The sequence below is a fragment of the Sphingobacterium sp. NPDC055346 genome (assembly GCF_053645235.1).
This window is the reverse complement of record NZ_JBSHMI010000001.1, coordinates 822,767-838,082: the sequence shown is the minus strand read 5'-3', so window position 1 is coordinate 838,082 and position 15,316 is coordinate 822,767. Positions and strand designations below refer to the sequence as shown.

11 protein-coding genes are annotated in these 15,316 nt (G+C 40.6%); all 11 read right to left on the bottom strand.

The window, feature by feature from the left end:
* Positions 1-309 precede the first annotated feature (309 nt).
* The 11 genes from ACWICE_RS03525 to ACWICE_RS03475 all read right to left on the bottom strand — a co-directional run bounded on the left by ACWICE_RS03525 (position 310) and on the right by ACWICE_RS03475 (position 15,316).
* Positions 310-486: a hypothetical protein gene (locus ACWICE_RS03525; protein WP_313261355.1), complete on the bottom strand. Its 177-nt coding sequence runs from the start codon at positions 484-486 to the stop codon at positions 310-312.
* Between the two features lie 467 nt (positions 487-953).
* Entirely contained in the window at positions 954-2,534 is a 1,581-nt protein-coding gene (locus ACWICE_RS03520; RefSeq protein ID WP_454297660.1) for a helix-turn-helix domain-containing protein, read from the bottom strand.
* Positions 2,535-2,621: 87 nt separating this feature from the next.
* The gene (locus ACWICE_RS03515; protein ID WP_454297659.1) at positions 2,622-3,038 is read right to left on the bottom strand and encodes a hypothetical protein; all 417 of its coding nucleotides are present in this window, start codon (positions 3,036-3,038) and stop codon (positions 2,622-2,624) included.
* 113 nt (positions 3,039-3,151) lie between these two features.
* Positions 3,152-3,700, bottom strand: a complete 549-nt coding sequence (locus ACWICE_RS03510; RefSeq protein ID WP_454297658.1) for a DUF1573 domain-containing protein — start codon at positions 3,698-3,700, stop codon at positions 3,152-3,154.
* Positions 3,681-5,816 (bottom strand): DUF4838 domain-containing protein, encoded by a 2,136-nt coding sequence (locus tag ACWICE_RS03505; protein ID WP_454297657.1) that lies wholly within the window; start codon positions 5,814-5,816, stop codon positions 3,681-3,683. Before ACWICE_RS03505 ends, ACWICE_RS03510 begins: the two co-directional genes overlap by 20 nt.
* Positions 5,803-8,622, bottom strand: coding sequence for a tetratricopeptide repeat protein (locus ACWICE_RS03500; RefSeq protein WP_454297656.1), 2,820 nt, complete (start codon positions 8,620-8,622; stop codon positions 5,803-5,805). The genes ACWICE_RS03505 and ACWICE_RS03500 overlap by 14 nt, the downstream gene beginning before the upstream one ends.
* 1 nt (position 8,623) lies before the next feature.
* Positions 8,624-10,051 carry a glycosyltransferase family 2 protein gene (locus ACWICE_RS03495; protein ID WP_454297655.1) on the bottom strand — a complete coding sequence of 476 codons (1,428 nt, stop codon included), beginning with the start codon at positions 10,049-10,051 and terminating at the stop codon, positions 8,624-8,626.
* Positions 10,035-11,234 (bottom strand): HEAT repeat domain-containing protein, encoded by a 1,200-nt coding sequence (locus ACWICE_RS03490; protein ID WP_454297654.1) that lies wholly within the window; start codon positions 11,232-11,234, stop codon positions 10,035-10,037. Before ACWICE_RS03490 ends, ACWICE_RS03495 begins: the two co-directional genes overlap by 17 nt.
* A 602-nt stretch (positions 11,235-11,836) precedes the next feature.
* Positions 11,837-12,340, bottom strand: coding sequence for a helix-turn-helix domain-containing protein (locus ACWICE_RS03485; RefSeq protein ID WP_454297653.1), 504 nt, complete (start codon positions 12,338-12,340; stop codon positions 11,837-11,839).
* A 1,150-nt stretch (positions 12,341-13,490) separates the two neighbouring features.
* The gene (locus ACWICE_RS03480; RefSeq protein WP_313261340.1) at positions 13,491-14,354 is read right to left on the bottom strand and encodes a glycoside hydrolase family 16 protein; all 864 of its coding nucleotides are present in this window, start codon (positions 14,352-14,354) and stop codon (positions 13,491-13,493) included.
* A 35-nt stretch (positions 14,355-14,389) separates the two neighbouring features.
* Complete coding sequence (locus ACWICE_RS03475) at positions 14,390-15,316, bottom strand: hypothetical protein (protein WP_185215729.1); 927 nt, start codon at positions 15,314-15,316, stop codon at positions 14,390-14,392.

Here is a 15,316-nt window from a genome sequence, read left to right as displayed (position 1 = left end):
TGAAATGGATTTGCCATCATCGTAACCCACCTCATTTTTCACCCCACTCTCAGCCCACTCTTATTCGAGACATATTCGAGAAATACCTCGAATTCCACCTTAAAATTCTCCGCCCTTCCTCGACCATTTTCCCTGCTCAAAACCAAGTCCCCTTCCAACCAACTTTACCATCCCTCCAATCCCCTTCCACAGCCCTTCGAACATACCTCCAGAACCCCTTTAGCCATTTTGCGAATTTTCGGAATGTGTCTCGAATGAGACCCATACCATACCCCTTCGATTTCATAAAAAAACCTTAAACTCATTCACCTAATTGCCCCTTGTTTTTTTGACTTGTTCCGTTACGGTGGGCAATAACCTAATGATCCAATCGACCACGGTTTTCTTTTTTTTGATCTGATATTTTTGCATAACTTCTTTTATGTTAAGGTCTCCCTTAACAATAGAGGTTACGGCCTCAATTTTTATAGATTCTTCAAATTTCATGGCTTCACTATTTATTATTTATAATCTGGTTTCGCGTCTAGATTGAGATGGGGTCAGGAAATTGCTACTTTGCTCCTTTTGGATGATTTATGGGAGTTTTTGGGCTAATATTATCTTGAAAGTTAAGAAGATTTGACACAGAGTTCAGCTATGTGTTGTTTGTCTCAAATATTGGCTCATAGCACTGATGATCTTGTTGAATTTTGTATACTGCTGGTTATCATGGTATTGTCGCTTTTATGGTTGGAGATATCTGGATTTGGGCTAAAAATGATTTTCTAGGAGCGTTAAAACTTTTGTGGATTGTGTTACATGGTGTTAGCGGGGTTTCTAGAAATGGGGCTAGTAAAATAAGTGGGAGGCAATTTTACTAGATTGCCTAGGGCGGGGATAAATGAAAGATAAAACAATAGCAGTATAGCCTAAAAATTTATAGTTTCAGGCTAGAATTTAATCTTAGTGCTATGCTACGTATTTAGCTCTTTTTTTAGGAGGTTGATATAGGTCGATGGGGGCATTCCAGTGACTGCCTTGAAGGAGGTTGAGAACTTGCTCAAGGATGAATAGCCGCATTTTTGGGCGAGATATGCCAGTTTGAAGTCTAATAATTCCGGTGAGGTCTTCAACAGATTAAGGAAATATTCAATCCGTTTGTTTTGGATAAATTCATAGAAATCCATGTGGCGGTATTTCTGGATGATATAGGATACATATTTGGAGTTTGTGCCCATCATGGAGGCAACTTGGTCAAGTTTTACATTTTTCTCGAGGAAGAACTTTTCTGCTTCTAATTTTCCCAGTTTTCTATAGAGACAATTTTCTGTATACCTCGATATTTTTATTTGGTTCAGCTTTGTGTTGTGATTATTTAGAGCATTGAGTTCGGGGTAGCTAGTTTCTTCAGGTTCTGCATGCATCCCTGGGCTCTCTGGTTGGCTTTCCGACATTACTTCGACGGGTTCTGGCTGAATCCATACTTTGCGTTTCCAAACGAGTAGGAAGTAAGCAGCAAAGACCAAGAATGAGATAATGCCACTCAGGGAAATAATATAAAGAAACCTGTACATTTCTTCCCTGTCCCTAGTCTCCAAAAGCAAGCTAGCGGAGAGTATATTGGCCCGGTTTATCTTTGTTTTCAATAGCTCGGCGGATTTCTGGGAATAATAGAGCGCATTCTCCATGTTCCCAGTATCCTTATAATAGGTGGACCAGCTGTCGTAGGATATTTTCTCTAGCTCATCGTCCATTTCAACCGCTAGATATTGGTCCACCAAGGACAAATACTGCTGTGCCGATTTAAAGTTACCCTCTTTCATGGCAATTTCTCCAAGGGCAATATAGACATGGGGTTTTAGGGAACAGTTTATATTGCTCAATTTGTTTAGAGCAGAATTGAGGAGGGAGTCTGCGGTCTCTAATTTCCCCGAGTTCATTTCAAAGATCCCCATGATCTGATCATTGGTGGCTTGGGCTACCATAATTTTCATTTTATCCTTGGCTTGTTTGGGAATTTGTTTTGCGGCAGAGCTAGCTAAAACCGCGGCTTTTAAGTATTCCTTTATTTCCAAGGAGTGGTAAGCTTGTTCATGTAAAAGATCTACCAAAATAAATTGCTTTAGTTCAGAGTCTTTGATCATATTGTTGGCCTTCATTGCGCGGTCCAGGTACCTGTTGGATATGTTCATCAGACCTAAGGAACGAAAAGACTTGGCCAAAAAGCCCGAAATGGCAGCTTGGCATTGGAAGTTCAGGGTATAGGAAGCTAATGAATCCGCATGCATGGCGGTCCTGATCGATAGGGGGAAATTACCTTGTTGCCTATAGACATTTGCCTTGGTCATTAAAGCGGAAATACGTTGTTTATCACTATTGGCAACAACAATGAGTGAATCAGCATTCAGCACCACTTTATTGAGATCTTTTATCTCACTAGAAATAGGAGCGGCACAAGGTATTTCATTGATCGTTTCCATGGCATTTCCTTGTGAATAGGCGTATTCAAAAAGGAAGCACAATGCAATTAATAAGTTACTAAAAATGAATTTCATCGATGTCAAAATTAAACAGGTTTTCTGGGCACATTTATTTTGTTTCCATTATGGTTAAATGAAAGTTCAACAGTTTATCAGAATCAATTACCTCAAATAATACAGCGCACTGACTATGGCAATAAAGTTTGCACAAAGGACAATCAGGAGGATATAGTCTATCCATCTCCAATCTCTGTTTATCTTTTGCGTTTTCTTCAATATATCATGAGAATATTTTGAATAATCAAATAACGCCCTTAGCTCATTGGATTCAATTACAACCTGGATCGTCTTGTCCAGTTCGCGCTTGAGATGTAACAGCGATAATTGGGTTGTTAAATATTCTACCTTATCAATATTGGCGCCTTGTGCGTCTAGTAGGTCATTAAGAGCCGTATCTAGATCTTCGTTTAATGTAATAGGTTTCTCTGGACAATTCTCTTGAATAACCGTTTTTAAGGATTTCTCGATTTCAATCAATGAAATCAAGACTTCTTGAGGGTTATAGGCAACGGGTTTCATATTAAGACAAAAGTTAATTCATGTAGTTAAATATCCACATTTTTTACTTTATCTTTTTATATTAATCCAATTCTTTACAAAAAAATTATTGTTTTAAATAAAAATTTATGTAATTAATTATTTTGATTCTCGATTTTTGGAGGTGGTTCAGGCATGTAATATCCTTTCCCATTTTGTCTTCCATCCATCATAAGCTCAACTGATTTATTTTCTTCAAGTTCCTCTGTATACAATTCTTCATAGTCCTTGGTATACAATGCCCCAGGGACGACATTGATATCAAAAACAATCTCTTTGTATTCGGCATCCTTAAAATTCCCGTAAAGTGTAACATAATGTTTCACTGCTCCAATGTTCTTAGCGCTATTGTAGCTCAGGATAAGCTTCCGTTCTTTTTTGGGTGGGATTGAAAACCCGCCAATGCCGTTTGAGTTCTTCAGGCAACCACAAGAAGTAATAATATCTGTCAGGATTAAAGGTTCATCGCCGGTGTTTTTGATGTTAAAGACCAAATCCTTGAGCTCACCTGCTAAAATCGGAAAGTAATGCCTATGGTTATCTTCTATTTCCACGGTGGTTTTCCTGTCCTTGATGTCCATGCAACCTGTTATCAACAAGTTGATGATTGCTAAAAGCGAAATGTTAAAATATTTCAATTTCATCACATGCTATTACTGAATTGTTAATGCTTTTATTTTTGTTTATCCTTATTTCAATTTGTTGCTCTCCGTTAACCATGATTTCCTTTTCCAGCTGGAATGTGTTGCCTTCTTGGATCAATTCCATGCCCGCGACCTTTGCGATGGGCTGCCCGTCTTTCAGTATTTCAATCTTGTCGGGCCTTAGCATCCGGTGCCTTGCATTATGTAAGAACCGCATGCGGATTGTTTTTTTTCTTTCCTCTACGGATACCAGCTTACCTGAAACATTTATATCCTCTGCAGCTAATAACCAGCCTTGATTGAAATCGGAGAGGAATCCGGGCAGGTTGTCAGCCAATAGAGCAGCTTCTTCCAGTGCTTGCATGGTCCTTAATTCCAGCACCTTCTCGATCTGGAAAAGATTTCTGTTCATTGGATGGGCTAGGATCTGTTTCCATTCGGCGATATAGTTGCTTATCTCGCCATCAGTTTCCTTATAATGGTCCTGTTTGTATTTTTTGGAAAAGGCTGCCAATTCCAAGATGCTCTTCTCGGCCTTGGGATTGATCCATACCTTTCCTTCTCGTTCTGCAAGGAATCCGTTTTCAAAATTTCCAGTATGGTAGTCAAACTGGAGTTGGGTATAGGCCAAGCCTAATAATAATTTGTCAAGCTTGATCTTTTCTTCTCCTTTTGCTTTTTTGCTCAGTTCAGATAGATCGCTATGGAATTTTTGAAACCCGCCTTGGTCTAAATAGGATTTCATCAGTTCTCTGAAAGGTAAATAAATTCCTATTTCAGATTTTGATCGACTTGATTTCTGTTCAATCTCTAAAAGATAATCAGCTATTAGCTTACCTGATGTTGGATATTTCCTTTTGCAATAGCCCTCGACTAGGTCTTTGGCATCCAAGCTTGGATCCATCATCATCGCACTCAGTACATAGGTCTTGATGTCTTCGAATGGAGAATAGTCATAGCCCGAACCGTTGAGGAAAAAGCCATTGATCCCGATAGAACGAAAGTAACTCAGCTGATTTTGAAAGCGATCTAATACGGGGTAAGGGCTCAAATAATCGTCGAAATTTGAAATATAGTCCCAGAGGTAGACCGCATTGACTTTATTTTTCCATTGTTCTACCAAGGTTCCAAAATCTTGGACAGCGGTACTGCTTGGGATGATTTTGGAAGATTTTGTGAAATCGATCGTGCTGATGAATACACCGGTGTTTTTTTCCATTTGAATGGAAGGAGCACGTTTAGTAGTCAGGTAGGCCGTGGTGAAAAATTGATAGTCTGGATACTGCTTTGCAAGGCTATTCAGCAGATTTGTAACTGCGCCAGTTGCATCAGCGGTCTTGTTCCCCAATTCTTTACAAGTTTCACAAGTACAAGCGATGTTATTGTCATTGGGAGCGATCATAAAGTACTTTAAGCCATTTCCCTCTTGCCCGACAAGATATGCTTTGATGGCAGCAAGGGTTTCTGCAGAGGAGAAACAAAATTGATCTTCATTTATACCCGCTTCGGTCTGCGCATAGGCTCTTTCAGGTATCTTTCCATTAAAAATCTTTTTAAAATTATGGCCCCAAATTCCCCAATCACGGTCTACGCTATTGGTATGGTAGATGCCTACGAGATTTGGGTCGGTATTGCTGAGCAAATGAGGTTCACGATAGTGCATTGCGAAATTGAATTGGCCTGTCCTGAAATGAATGATGGCAGGAGGGAGGTCATGTGCATCGATATCGACCTTGTCTCCCAAATGGGAGATAAGGCCATAAATCAGCCATATCATGGTTTCCCTGTTCTTTGCAAATAGGGAAAGCTTTCCCGGAACATTCTTGATCTCGTAATCAAAGCTTAAGTCAGGGACAAGCTCAAAATATATCTGGTTTGTTTTGTTTGTGGTATCTGGGCTATCTGTTCTGATGATGGATAGTTTGTTGCCTGTATTGCGCTTGGAGAGGTGCTGATTGAAATAATCAGCCATTGCAGCACTGCTCTGGTCTCCGTTAGAGATAATAATTATCTTCTGTTCAGCAAAGTTGAACACATTGCTTTGGCCCTTACTGCTCGTGCAAGAGCTAAAGGCGAAAAGGCTGAACAGGGGTATGGTGAATCTAAAAAGATACATTCATTTGCAGGTTAATGTTGTATAGGTTTTTATAGGTACTGATTCCATCAATTAGGTTGGTTTGGAAGTTATACCATGACCCTAAAGCATTGGCTGAAATATTCCTTGAAATGTTCCTGCCGAATCCCGCGCCGACCATGGTATTGAGTACCTCAAAACTATTTTGGATCTGGAAGTCCATTAAGTCCAAGTCTGGAGAATTACCTACGCTGGCTATTGCAAGAACAAAGTTTCTAGGATTGTTCATGTAATATTGGCCCTTTACGCCTACGTTGTATAGGTAGCTGCTGCTGCCATTCTCCATTAGCATGAAATTGGAGATTTTCCCTGACAGGTTGAAGTCATCAATGGTCTTCATGACGCCTAGATTCAGGTTCATCAAGGATTCATCTGTGAAAAATTTCCTAAATCCAGCTCCAGCTTCAAGTTGCCAAGTTGGGGTCCATTCATACATGACGGTGGCATTTGTTGCAACCTTCAAGAAAAACTTATTGGCTAGGGCTAGGTCAATCCGGCTGGAAATCTCAGGTGTCCATGGTTTGGTCCATTCAAACTGTCCTTGTATTCCTTTTCCATTTTCACGTCCAGTATAGTTCAGACGCCCGGTATATATGGATCCATCAGTATGTAAGCGGCTGTATTCTGCTGTGGAAATGGTCGTAAGGGCGTCATTGTCGCCGAACCTTGCCCTGAGGTGTGAAATACCCACCGTGTTCTTGAAAGATCGTTGCCCTAGGTAATCCAGATGCTGTTTAAAGTCTTCGAATTCCAATAGGGAAGGATCATAATACCTTTGGTAATAAAAAGCCGAATCATACTGCTTTAGGCCTTCATAGGCAGTACCTTTCAGATACTTCAAGGATTTGCTGTTTTCATTGTATTGAAGGGCAGTATCGATGACGGCTAGGGCTTGGCTATGTTCCTTGTTTTTCAATAACCTGGCAGCGTATTCTTCGGTAGTGCTACTGAAGGTGTTGACCAAGGGTTGGTGGAACGGGTTGAGTGTGACCTGATGGTGGAGCAGTTCCCAAGAGTCTCCTAAGGTTTCTGGCTTATGGTTCATGGCCTCTGCTAGCTTGATCTTAAATGGAATATCATCCAAATAAAGCTCTTCGGCCTTTTTGGCGTAAGAAAGCATTGCATCATGGTCCTTGAGTTGGTAACTGATATTGATCATGGCAAGCAGGGCGTCTTGATTATGTTCATCAACTGCCAACCACCTTTCGCATAGCTGTTTGGCTTCAATGAGTTTGTATTCTTCACGGAACTGTTTGATCCAAGGGGCTATGATTTCTGAGTAACCATTTTGCAAACGCAGTTTGTCCTCTGGGGAGGCTTGCGCCAGGACTTGCTCGTAAATACTTAATGCATAGTCATACCTACCCTGTTTATTGTATAGATCTGATTTCTTCATCATCAGGTCCAAGTTGCCTGGATCGTCAAATAACATTTCATCCAATACGACGATAGCTTCCTGAAGTCGATTGCTAGACTGGTAAGCATTATAGATACCTGCCTGGGCACTTTTTACCGATTCATGGTCGCCATAACGGATAACTTCTTGCCATTCTGAAATAGCTACCGTGGTCTTTCCCTCGTCCATGCTATTTTTGGCACTTCTTAAGGTGTTGGTGACATAAGACTCGCGTAGGTCCAAGTCGTCTGGGTACTTGGTAAAAAGGTCTTTGGTTAGGCTAGCAACTTTTGGTTGGTTCTGCATCCTTTTATAGACGGTCAGTTCCTTCAGGTCGAGCTCTTTGCTGCCACCTATACTGTTTCGGTGCCTATTCAGGACATCGACAGCTTCCTCATATTGTTCTTGGCCCACGCGTTCATTGAAAACATAGGCGAATGCTTCTTCGTTTCCGGGCGAAGCTTCAAATATTTTTCCATATAGCGTTCCTGCATCGCCTTCCTTGGCATTGCGGGCCGCTTCAAGTAGAAAGTAGTTGTACTGGTTCCTAAGGTTTGCACTTCCACCTCGGTTCATCTCTTGACCAAGGAAGCCCAACAGCTCTGAATAGCGCTTCTGATGTTCTAGGACGGCTAGTTTCTTGCTGATGAAACCTTCGTTTCCGGGGAACTGGTTTAAGGCTCTTTCGGAATAAACCAAGGCGTTGTTATAATCCCCGGCCTTGATGTAGCTGTCTATAACCGAAAAATAACTCTCCTGTTCTTGGGGTTGGTCCTCTACTGATTTCCTTGCCAATTCGATGGTCTTATCTATTTTTCCCGAATTGCGGACTTCAGCAGTGCGCTGCTCGGTAATATAGGTTTGATCCTTGCGCAACTCGGGGTCTTCAGGATATATCTGTGCAATTCTTTTTAACAAACGATCGGCCTCCACTTGGTTTCCCGATACGCGATATAAATCAATCTTTTTTCGCCAAAGATCTTTCAAATAGGGGTTTACCTCCAGCAACTCATTGACATAACAGATTGCACTTGAATAGCGAGCGGTCTCCGTTTCGACCGTAATAAGCATCTTCTTAGATTCAAGATTGCTAGGGCCATATTCCAATGATTTGACCAGTTCATACCTTGCTTTATCATACTGCTTGCTATGGATATAGTATTTACCCAGCATCATTCTCATATCGGAATCTTTGGGGTTTTTTAACAAGATTTCCTCTGCTTTTTTCCTGCCTTCTTCCCAACGCTGCTGGTTGTATAATGCATTGATTTGATTTACTTCCAAATTGTTTTGGTTGGTAGATCCTGTGCTTTGAGCATGAGAAACAAGGCAAAAAAAGATCAGTCCAAAGGCTGTAATCATCCTTTTGGAGAATATAAATCTCTTTAACATATTATGTTGCGGTGTTTGTGTTTTTATTAGGTGCGTATCCCTGTCGGGTCATCTGGCCCCATTTGAAATCCTTTTTGGTAATGTACTGAACATAGCCTTTCAGCGTGAAAAAAACCACCAGCGGGTGATATAAAAAAGGCTCTAGGGCTGCAAAGAACACCAGCTTGAGATATTCCCAGAAATTTCTATACAACTTTCCAAGAACTAAATCATTGGACACGGTGACTATAGAAACCACCAATCCAATTAAATAGGCATAGAGCAGCATCATCCAAAAGGTTTCGAAATTAACCTGACCTGTTAACAATAAAAACAGGAAGAATATCAAGCCCACCATCTCAATGATTGGTGCCAGGAACTCAAAAAAAACAATATACGGCATGACGATCAGCCCCATTCTCCCATAATCTCTGTTCAAGAGGAATTTTCGGTGATCGACGATGAACTGAAGCATCCCGCGACCCCATCTTGTTCTCTGCCTGTTCAAGAGGCTTATGTTAGGAGGCCCCTCAGTCCAGCATAGACTATAGGGACATTGAACTATTTTATATTTTCTTTTGTTCTCCCGCATAAACGCCACCATTCTCACGGTCATGTCCATATCCTCCGCATGGGAGGTGGAATCAAAGCCCCCAGCGGAGATTACGACCTGTCTATCAAACAGACCGAAGCCCCCAGAGACATTTGGAATGGAGTTGATCATCGACCAACCCATTTTTGCGACTAGGTATGACCTCAAATATTCAGTTTCCTGGAAAAGTGGAATCAGTCGACTCGGCGCTTTTACCCGGATTATCTTTCCTTTCTCTACCTTGCAACCATTCACCATGCGCATGGTGGCTCCTACGGCGATAACTTGTGTGTCGGAATCAAGGACGGGAAGAATGATTTTGCTCAAGGTGTCCTCAGAAAGGATGCAGTCTACGTCTGTATTGATGAAATGATCATATTGAGCGATATTTACCCCTGCATTCATCGCATCCGCTTTGGTACCTCCGTTTACTTTATCGACCACAATAAGCTTACTGAATGCCGGATTGCTGGATCGAAAAACTCTTTTTATGGGCTGACAGAACACCTTGTAGACATAATAATAGGGGACCTCCATCAGTTCGAATTCCTCTTTCAAGATGTCGAGAGTCCTGTCGGTACTTCCATCATTCACGATGATCACTTCAAATGTTGGATAATCAAGATTCAAAAAGGAGTGAACACTGTCTGAGATAATGACTTCTTCATTATATGCAGGTGCAACAATTGATATTCCTGGAGCTTGGTCAGGAAAGTCCTTCAGATAATTCTCTTCCCGCTTCGTGTATTTAAATCGATAGCGAATCGTTTTGAAATAGCTCATTACCATTAATGCCAGATAGAAGACCGCCAGGGCCGTGGCATAGAAGTAGATCAAATAGTTAAAGAAATAGGCCATTGGTTTGATATTGTGCTACTGTAAAGTTCTTTTCATTGGTTACTTGAGCTAATAGCATGTTTTCAGCTTCCTTTTTGGTCTTTGACACCTCGTTTTTAAGTGTTTCAAGTGCCTGTTGTCCCTCGATCCCATGTTGGCTGATCGCTCTCGCAATGTTTAATTTGCTGTTATTGTCATCAGTTGATTTGTAATTCTTGACCAAGAATTCCAATGACTCCTGGCAAGGCAGTATGGCCATGGTCCTGATAATGGCCTCACGGACCACCGTAGTCTCCATGGTATAGCGATCTATTAATTTAGGGATGCCCTCAAAGTAACCTAGCTCACCAAGGGTTTCTACCATTTGCACTCGGATATCCCGGTTTTCATGCTTATCAAGTAAGTCTGTCAAGATCTCTGATGCTTCATCTTGTTTGAAATATCCTATTTCCCTCAAGATGAAGATGATATACTTTGGGCTCTTGGAGCTGTTCACCCAACGTAATAAGTTTGGAAGCTTTCCATCCCTAGACCTCTTGATTAAGGTAGAGTGAAGACGAAGTTTATCTAATTGGGTAAACTCCTCATCGAAGTTTTCTTCCATAAAACGAAAGGGGTTGTATTTGTCTTGGTTGGTGTATAGATCTCTTGCGGCTTTCCTGATATCCTTGTTTTTATGGAAGGTTGACTTAGAAAGGACGCCGGTGTTTACACCGTTGTCAAATTCTCCTATGACCAACAAGGCTTCTTTTCTTTTATCAAAGCCTGAGTTTCTAATTCTTTTCTCCCAAAAGCCCATTAAACCTAAGGCTTCAAGACTGTTCTTGTAATTGAGATCATTAAATTGGCCAGCTTTCATCAGTTCGCTTTTGACATCCAATAAAACGTCGGTTACATAATCGGATTTCCAGTGTTTCAAATTTGTAATATTGAACTCCAATAGTCTTTGGATCTCTTCTTTTTCATATATCGAAGGATTTTTAATGATAAAAGAAAGTTTATCATAGAAATGGTTTGCAGTTTTCTGTTTCTTTTTCTCGGTCCTGTTTAATTGATAGCCTATGACCAATAGGCGGGTAAAAGCTAGTATGGTTACCACTATTAAAAAAAGGACCATTACAAAAGTGACTCTAGCAATTGGCGGATAGCCGCTGAATATAGTACCTATATAATTTAGGTAGTACGTGAAGTATTCAAAGTTCATAATCAATATTTTTATAATAATTAATTGACAATCTTTTGATCTTGCCTAGAATTGGAGGGAAGTGTAACGTATAATTGGCGTTGCATTTCATCGATTCTCGCTTAAACAAAGCTCATTAATTAGGTTTGGATTTATTGTCTCATTTTCTCCATTTTCGGAAAATACAACAATAACGGACACTCGTTTTTATAGGTAATTTTTTGCGTTATTAATTTGTATATTAATGATAATAAGTGTTTTATTAATTTGAGTATTCGTTTTTCAAACAATTTGTAGAAAATCCAAATTTACTATTAGAAAAAACTTTTTCCATCCTGTTAAGTGGTTCAAATAGGGACAAATGGGGTGACCACCCCTGTACATCGGTATTTATTCACAGGTGTTTCAGTCAGGTGTTTTTGTGCCAATAAGCTGTATCCTTGGGATAGCCGTAAAAAGGAGGCCATATTATTCGAGCAATAGAAGATGTTGTGAGCCAGGATCAAGGAATTGCCTAGAAGAGAGGCTTTCCTGCCTTTGATTAAGACCGAAAGCTTCTACGACATTGAAAGCAATAGTGAAGAGGGCTCCCTATTGAAACCAAGGAAATGACTGGGGAATTATTATTGGGCTATAAGTTGGTCATTCCTGAACTTATGCGGTGAACAGCCATGGATAGCTTGGAAATTCCTATAGAAGGAAGCACGGGAACTGAATCCACAAATACCGGCTAAACCCTCAATCGTATAGTCCATCACTTGTTCCTTGAGTTTCTTCTCAGCATAAGCCATCCTTAATTGATTGATAAAGCTCGTATAACTTTCTCCGTACTCGTATTTTAGGAATTGACTCACATGGCGGATCGGAATCCCTAAATCAGAGCTGAATTTTTCCTTCGTTAGCTCACTATCAAGATAGCACTGGGAATTGACGAACTCGATAATCTTGAGGTTGTAAGCCATGAACAGATCTGAATTTGGATGGGTAGCATTAGCGCTTTGTTTTGTGGGCTCATAATAGTTGATATCATATATTATTATGTCACTTCCCTTTTCTACTAAGTTCCCTTTTGAATGATAGAAGTTGATATTTGCCGAGTAAATAAGGGTTAAAGTAGAGAGGAACATGCTGATTAAAATGAGTCTACCCGCCCATATAAATTCTATGTCTTTGGTAAAATTGGTTAAAGAAAGGATTATTATGGTAATGATGGCTGAAAATAGACCTATTACAACCAATCTAGGAAGTAATTGAAGCTTTTCCCTCAACCTGGTTAAAAAGTATCTGGGCTGAATAATGACAAAATAGATGAAAAAATGTATAAGGACCAATCCCGAATTAAATAGCGGGACAAAATTCATGAAAGAATTGTACTGGAACGATAAGTTATTTACAAATACCAAGTAGATAATAAAGAATATTACAAACGGAATTAAGTGTACCCATAAATTCTTTTTTTGCTTACCGCGAAGTCTGTTGGAAAGAATCATAAGTGCAGGTCCGTAAAGAAAACCTATGGGGATGTTGAGAATGTAAAAATGTGCTTCATCATCAATCATGTACAAAAATGGAATGATCGTTAAGAATAAGATAGTTAATAATAGAATTGTGTATAGGCCCCAATGATGTATTTGTCTTTTTACACCCTGTATTAACTTCAGGACCAACAAACTATTAATAATTATGAATATGGAGATAAAGGATAAAATCATGTGGTTAACGCATTTAATGAATATTCTGATTCAAAATTTTATTAACAATTGGTCAGATATTTGAGATCTCTATCTTATACTAATTTAACTTATTTATCCTCGAAAGTAAAGATTGGTTAACTTTTGTTTAATCTTTGTAGCGTATCGTCTACTCTTTACGGGTTGTATGGTTAATAGTTTACCCGATTTGTTAAATCATTAACTCTTGTTTCATTATGAGTGGGTTAAGATTAATAAATAGGATAAATTATATCAAAATAAAGTATTGAGACATGCTGGATATAGAGGTGCGAAGTATTAAGACAATTAAAGCTACAATCGCTTTATTATGGCTATTATTGCCCAAAAAGGAGGGTGTTTAACCTAAAATGGATCAAATGACCATTATGTTTAGCTATAGAGGCAATGTGGTCTAAAAGGAAAGAGATTTTCTAGGTAAAGCCCTGAAGGAAAAAGATTAAGGGGTAAGATTAGCCTACCCATCGAAGCTAATTCTTACCCCAATCATCACATCAGTAACAGTATTTAAGGTACAAATACCATTGACTTAAAACGATCTTCTCTATTATGGGTTCAACAGTTCGTAAACCCGAACATAATCTACTTGATAAACATTAGGAAAGGAGGCTTCATCAATGCCTTTTAATCCGCCCCAATTACCTCCGACTGCCAAGTTCAGCAACCAGTGGAACTTCTTGTCGAATGGCCATACACCGCTTCCTTTACCTTCATTGGGAAAGTGCAGGATCTGTTCGCCATCCACAAAACCTCTGATATACTCAGGGGTCCAGTCCACGCGGTATTCGTGAAATTCGGTGGTCGCATTTTGAATCTTCTTGATGGCTTCCTTTTGGGTGCCCTTAACATGGTTATAATCTTCGGTGTGCATGGTGATATGCACTACATCCGGTTCATAGCCCACATGTTCCAGGATATCAATTTCCCCAGAAGCTGGCCATGGGCCGTATGCCCAGTCGGTAGGCAACATCCATGCTGCTGGCCAAGTTCCTTTTCCAGCAGGGACCTTTGCCCTGACAACGAACCTACCGTACAGGAAATCTCCTTTGCCCTTGCTGATCAAACGGGTTGAAGTATAGTCAGCACCTTCAAATTTTTCCTTTCTGGCGGTAATGCTCAATATGCCATCGGCAATATTCACGTTCTCCGGACGGGCATTGGTATAATATTGCAATTCATTATTTCCCCATCCACTATCGCCTCTTCCTACATCATAGCCCCATAGTTCGGTATTGGGCAGACCATCCTTATCGAATTCATCAAACCAGACCGGTGTCTCCGAATACTTGTATTCTTTAGGTTTTGGGGCCGGGGGAGGTTCAGGGATAACGATATTGTTCTCGTTCGATTTTTCTGAACAGGACAATAGTATAAGGATAGGTAAGATCCAAAAGCTCATATTTCTCTTCATTTTTAAATTGTTTATAAAATAAAATCGATCGCTGATTAGAAAGAACGTAAGGTCATGGTCCACCAAGCGTCTCCGCCGATATTGACACCAACCTTCAGGATATCATAGCCAGCTCCATCTTTATTTTTGGTCATCTCCAATATATCATAAAGCACAAAGTCGTTCACTGGACCCGTTGCGGTCTCACCACCATTATGTGCTTTCTTGACACCGATATGTGCCCCTTTGCCCACCAATCTCAATTGACCAAGCTTTTTGACGCCTGTTCCTTCTGTTACCGAAAACTTAAAATTCCCGGAATTCCACAAGGCCTGTTCACCTTTCAGGTTTGCTGCGGGTTCACAGCCGGTCGTTTTGTTCCCTAGGTAGCCATCGGCAAAGTAATCGCCTTTGTTGTCGTAGGCATAGGTTCCCTCTGCATTAAAGGAGAAGGTAAATTCATCATTGAACTCACATGCTCTACCGGTTACTTCTCCTGCGCCACTGCTCCACCAGTCGCCGTTATCTGCACCTGGACCCACCTTGAAAGCTCCTGCTTGAGGGTTCAGCTTCCAGGTCTTCTTGGTGCAGCTGGCAATAAAGCCCAGTGCGGTCTTGGCATCACAAGCATTCGGGTCATTTTGCTTTACGGCAACAGGCTTGGTCACACTTGCCATCCCTCCCTGACCTACGACATCCAATTTCACGTCGTAGTTGCCTGCAAAGATCAAGGCTACTTCTACTACGTCACCCGACAGTTTCTGTCCGCTGGATACGATGGTCCAGTTGGCAATGGTAGGGGTGTTGGTCGTGTTCTTCAATTGTACACGGCCCGGTGCTATTTCTACCGCTTCAAAATTGGGCTGCGGTAGGGGATTCAAGCTGAGGTCATCTCCTTCTGGACGACAGGCAATCACGACCATCGAGAATAGCATGATCCTCCAGAGATTCGCATTAAATATTTTGTTATATATCGTTTTCAT

Bases quoted from the DNA above. Each gene is read 5' to 3' on its own strand.
- ACWICE_RS03525 (WP_313261355.1), bottom strand. From the start codon at position 486: ATGAAATTTGAAGAATCTATAAAAATTGAGGCCGTAACCTCTATTGTT.
- ACWICE_RS03520 (WP_454297660.1), bottom strand. From the start codon at position 2,534: ATGAAATTCATTTTTAGTAACTTATTAATTGCATTGTGCTTCCTTTTT.
- ACWICE_RS03515 (WP_454297659.1), bottom strand. From the start codon at position 3,038: ATGAAACCCGTTGCCTATAACCCTCAAGAAGTCTTGATTTCATTGATT.
- ACWICE_RS03510 (WP_454297658.1), bottom strand. From the start codon at position 3,700: ATGAAATTGAAATATTTTAACATTTCGCTTTTAGCAATCATCAACTTG.
- ACWICE_RS03505 (WP_454297657.1), bottom strand. From the start codon at position 5,816: ATGTATCTTTTTAGATTCACCATACCCCTGTTCAGCCTTTTCGCCTTT.
- ACWICE_RS03500 (WP_454297656.1), bottom strand. From the start codon at position 8,622: ATGTTAAAGAGATTTATATTCTCCAAAAGGATGATTACAGCCTTTGGA.
- ACWICE_RS03495 (WP_454297655.1), bottom strand. From the start codon at position 10,051: ATGGCCTATTTCTTTAACTATTTGATCTACTTCTATGCCACGGCCCTG.
- ACWICE_RS03490 (WP_454297654.1), bottom strand. From the start codon at position 11,234: ATGAACTTTGAATACTTCACGTACTACCTAAATTATATAGGTACTATA.
- ACWICE_RS03485 (WP_454297653.1), bottom strand. From the start codon at position 12,340: ATGTTCCTCTCTACTTTAACCCTTATTTACTCGGCAAATATCAACTTC.
- ACWICE_RS03480 (WP_313261340.1), bottom strand. From the start codon at position 14,354: ATGAAGAGAAATATGAGCTTTTGGATCTTACCTATCCTTATACTATTG.
- ACWICE_RS03475 (WP_185215729.1), bottom strand. From the start codon at position 15,316: ATGAAAACGATATATAACAAAATATTTAATGCGAATCTCTGGAGGATC.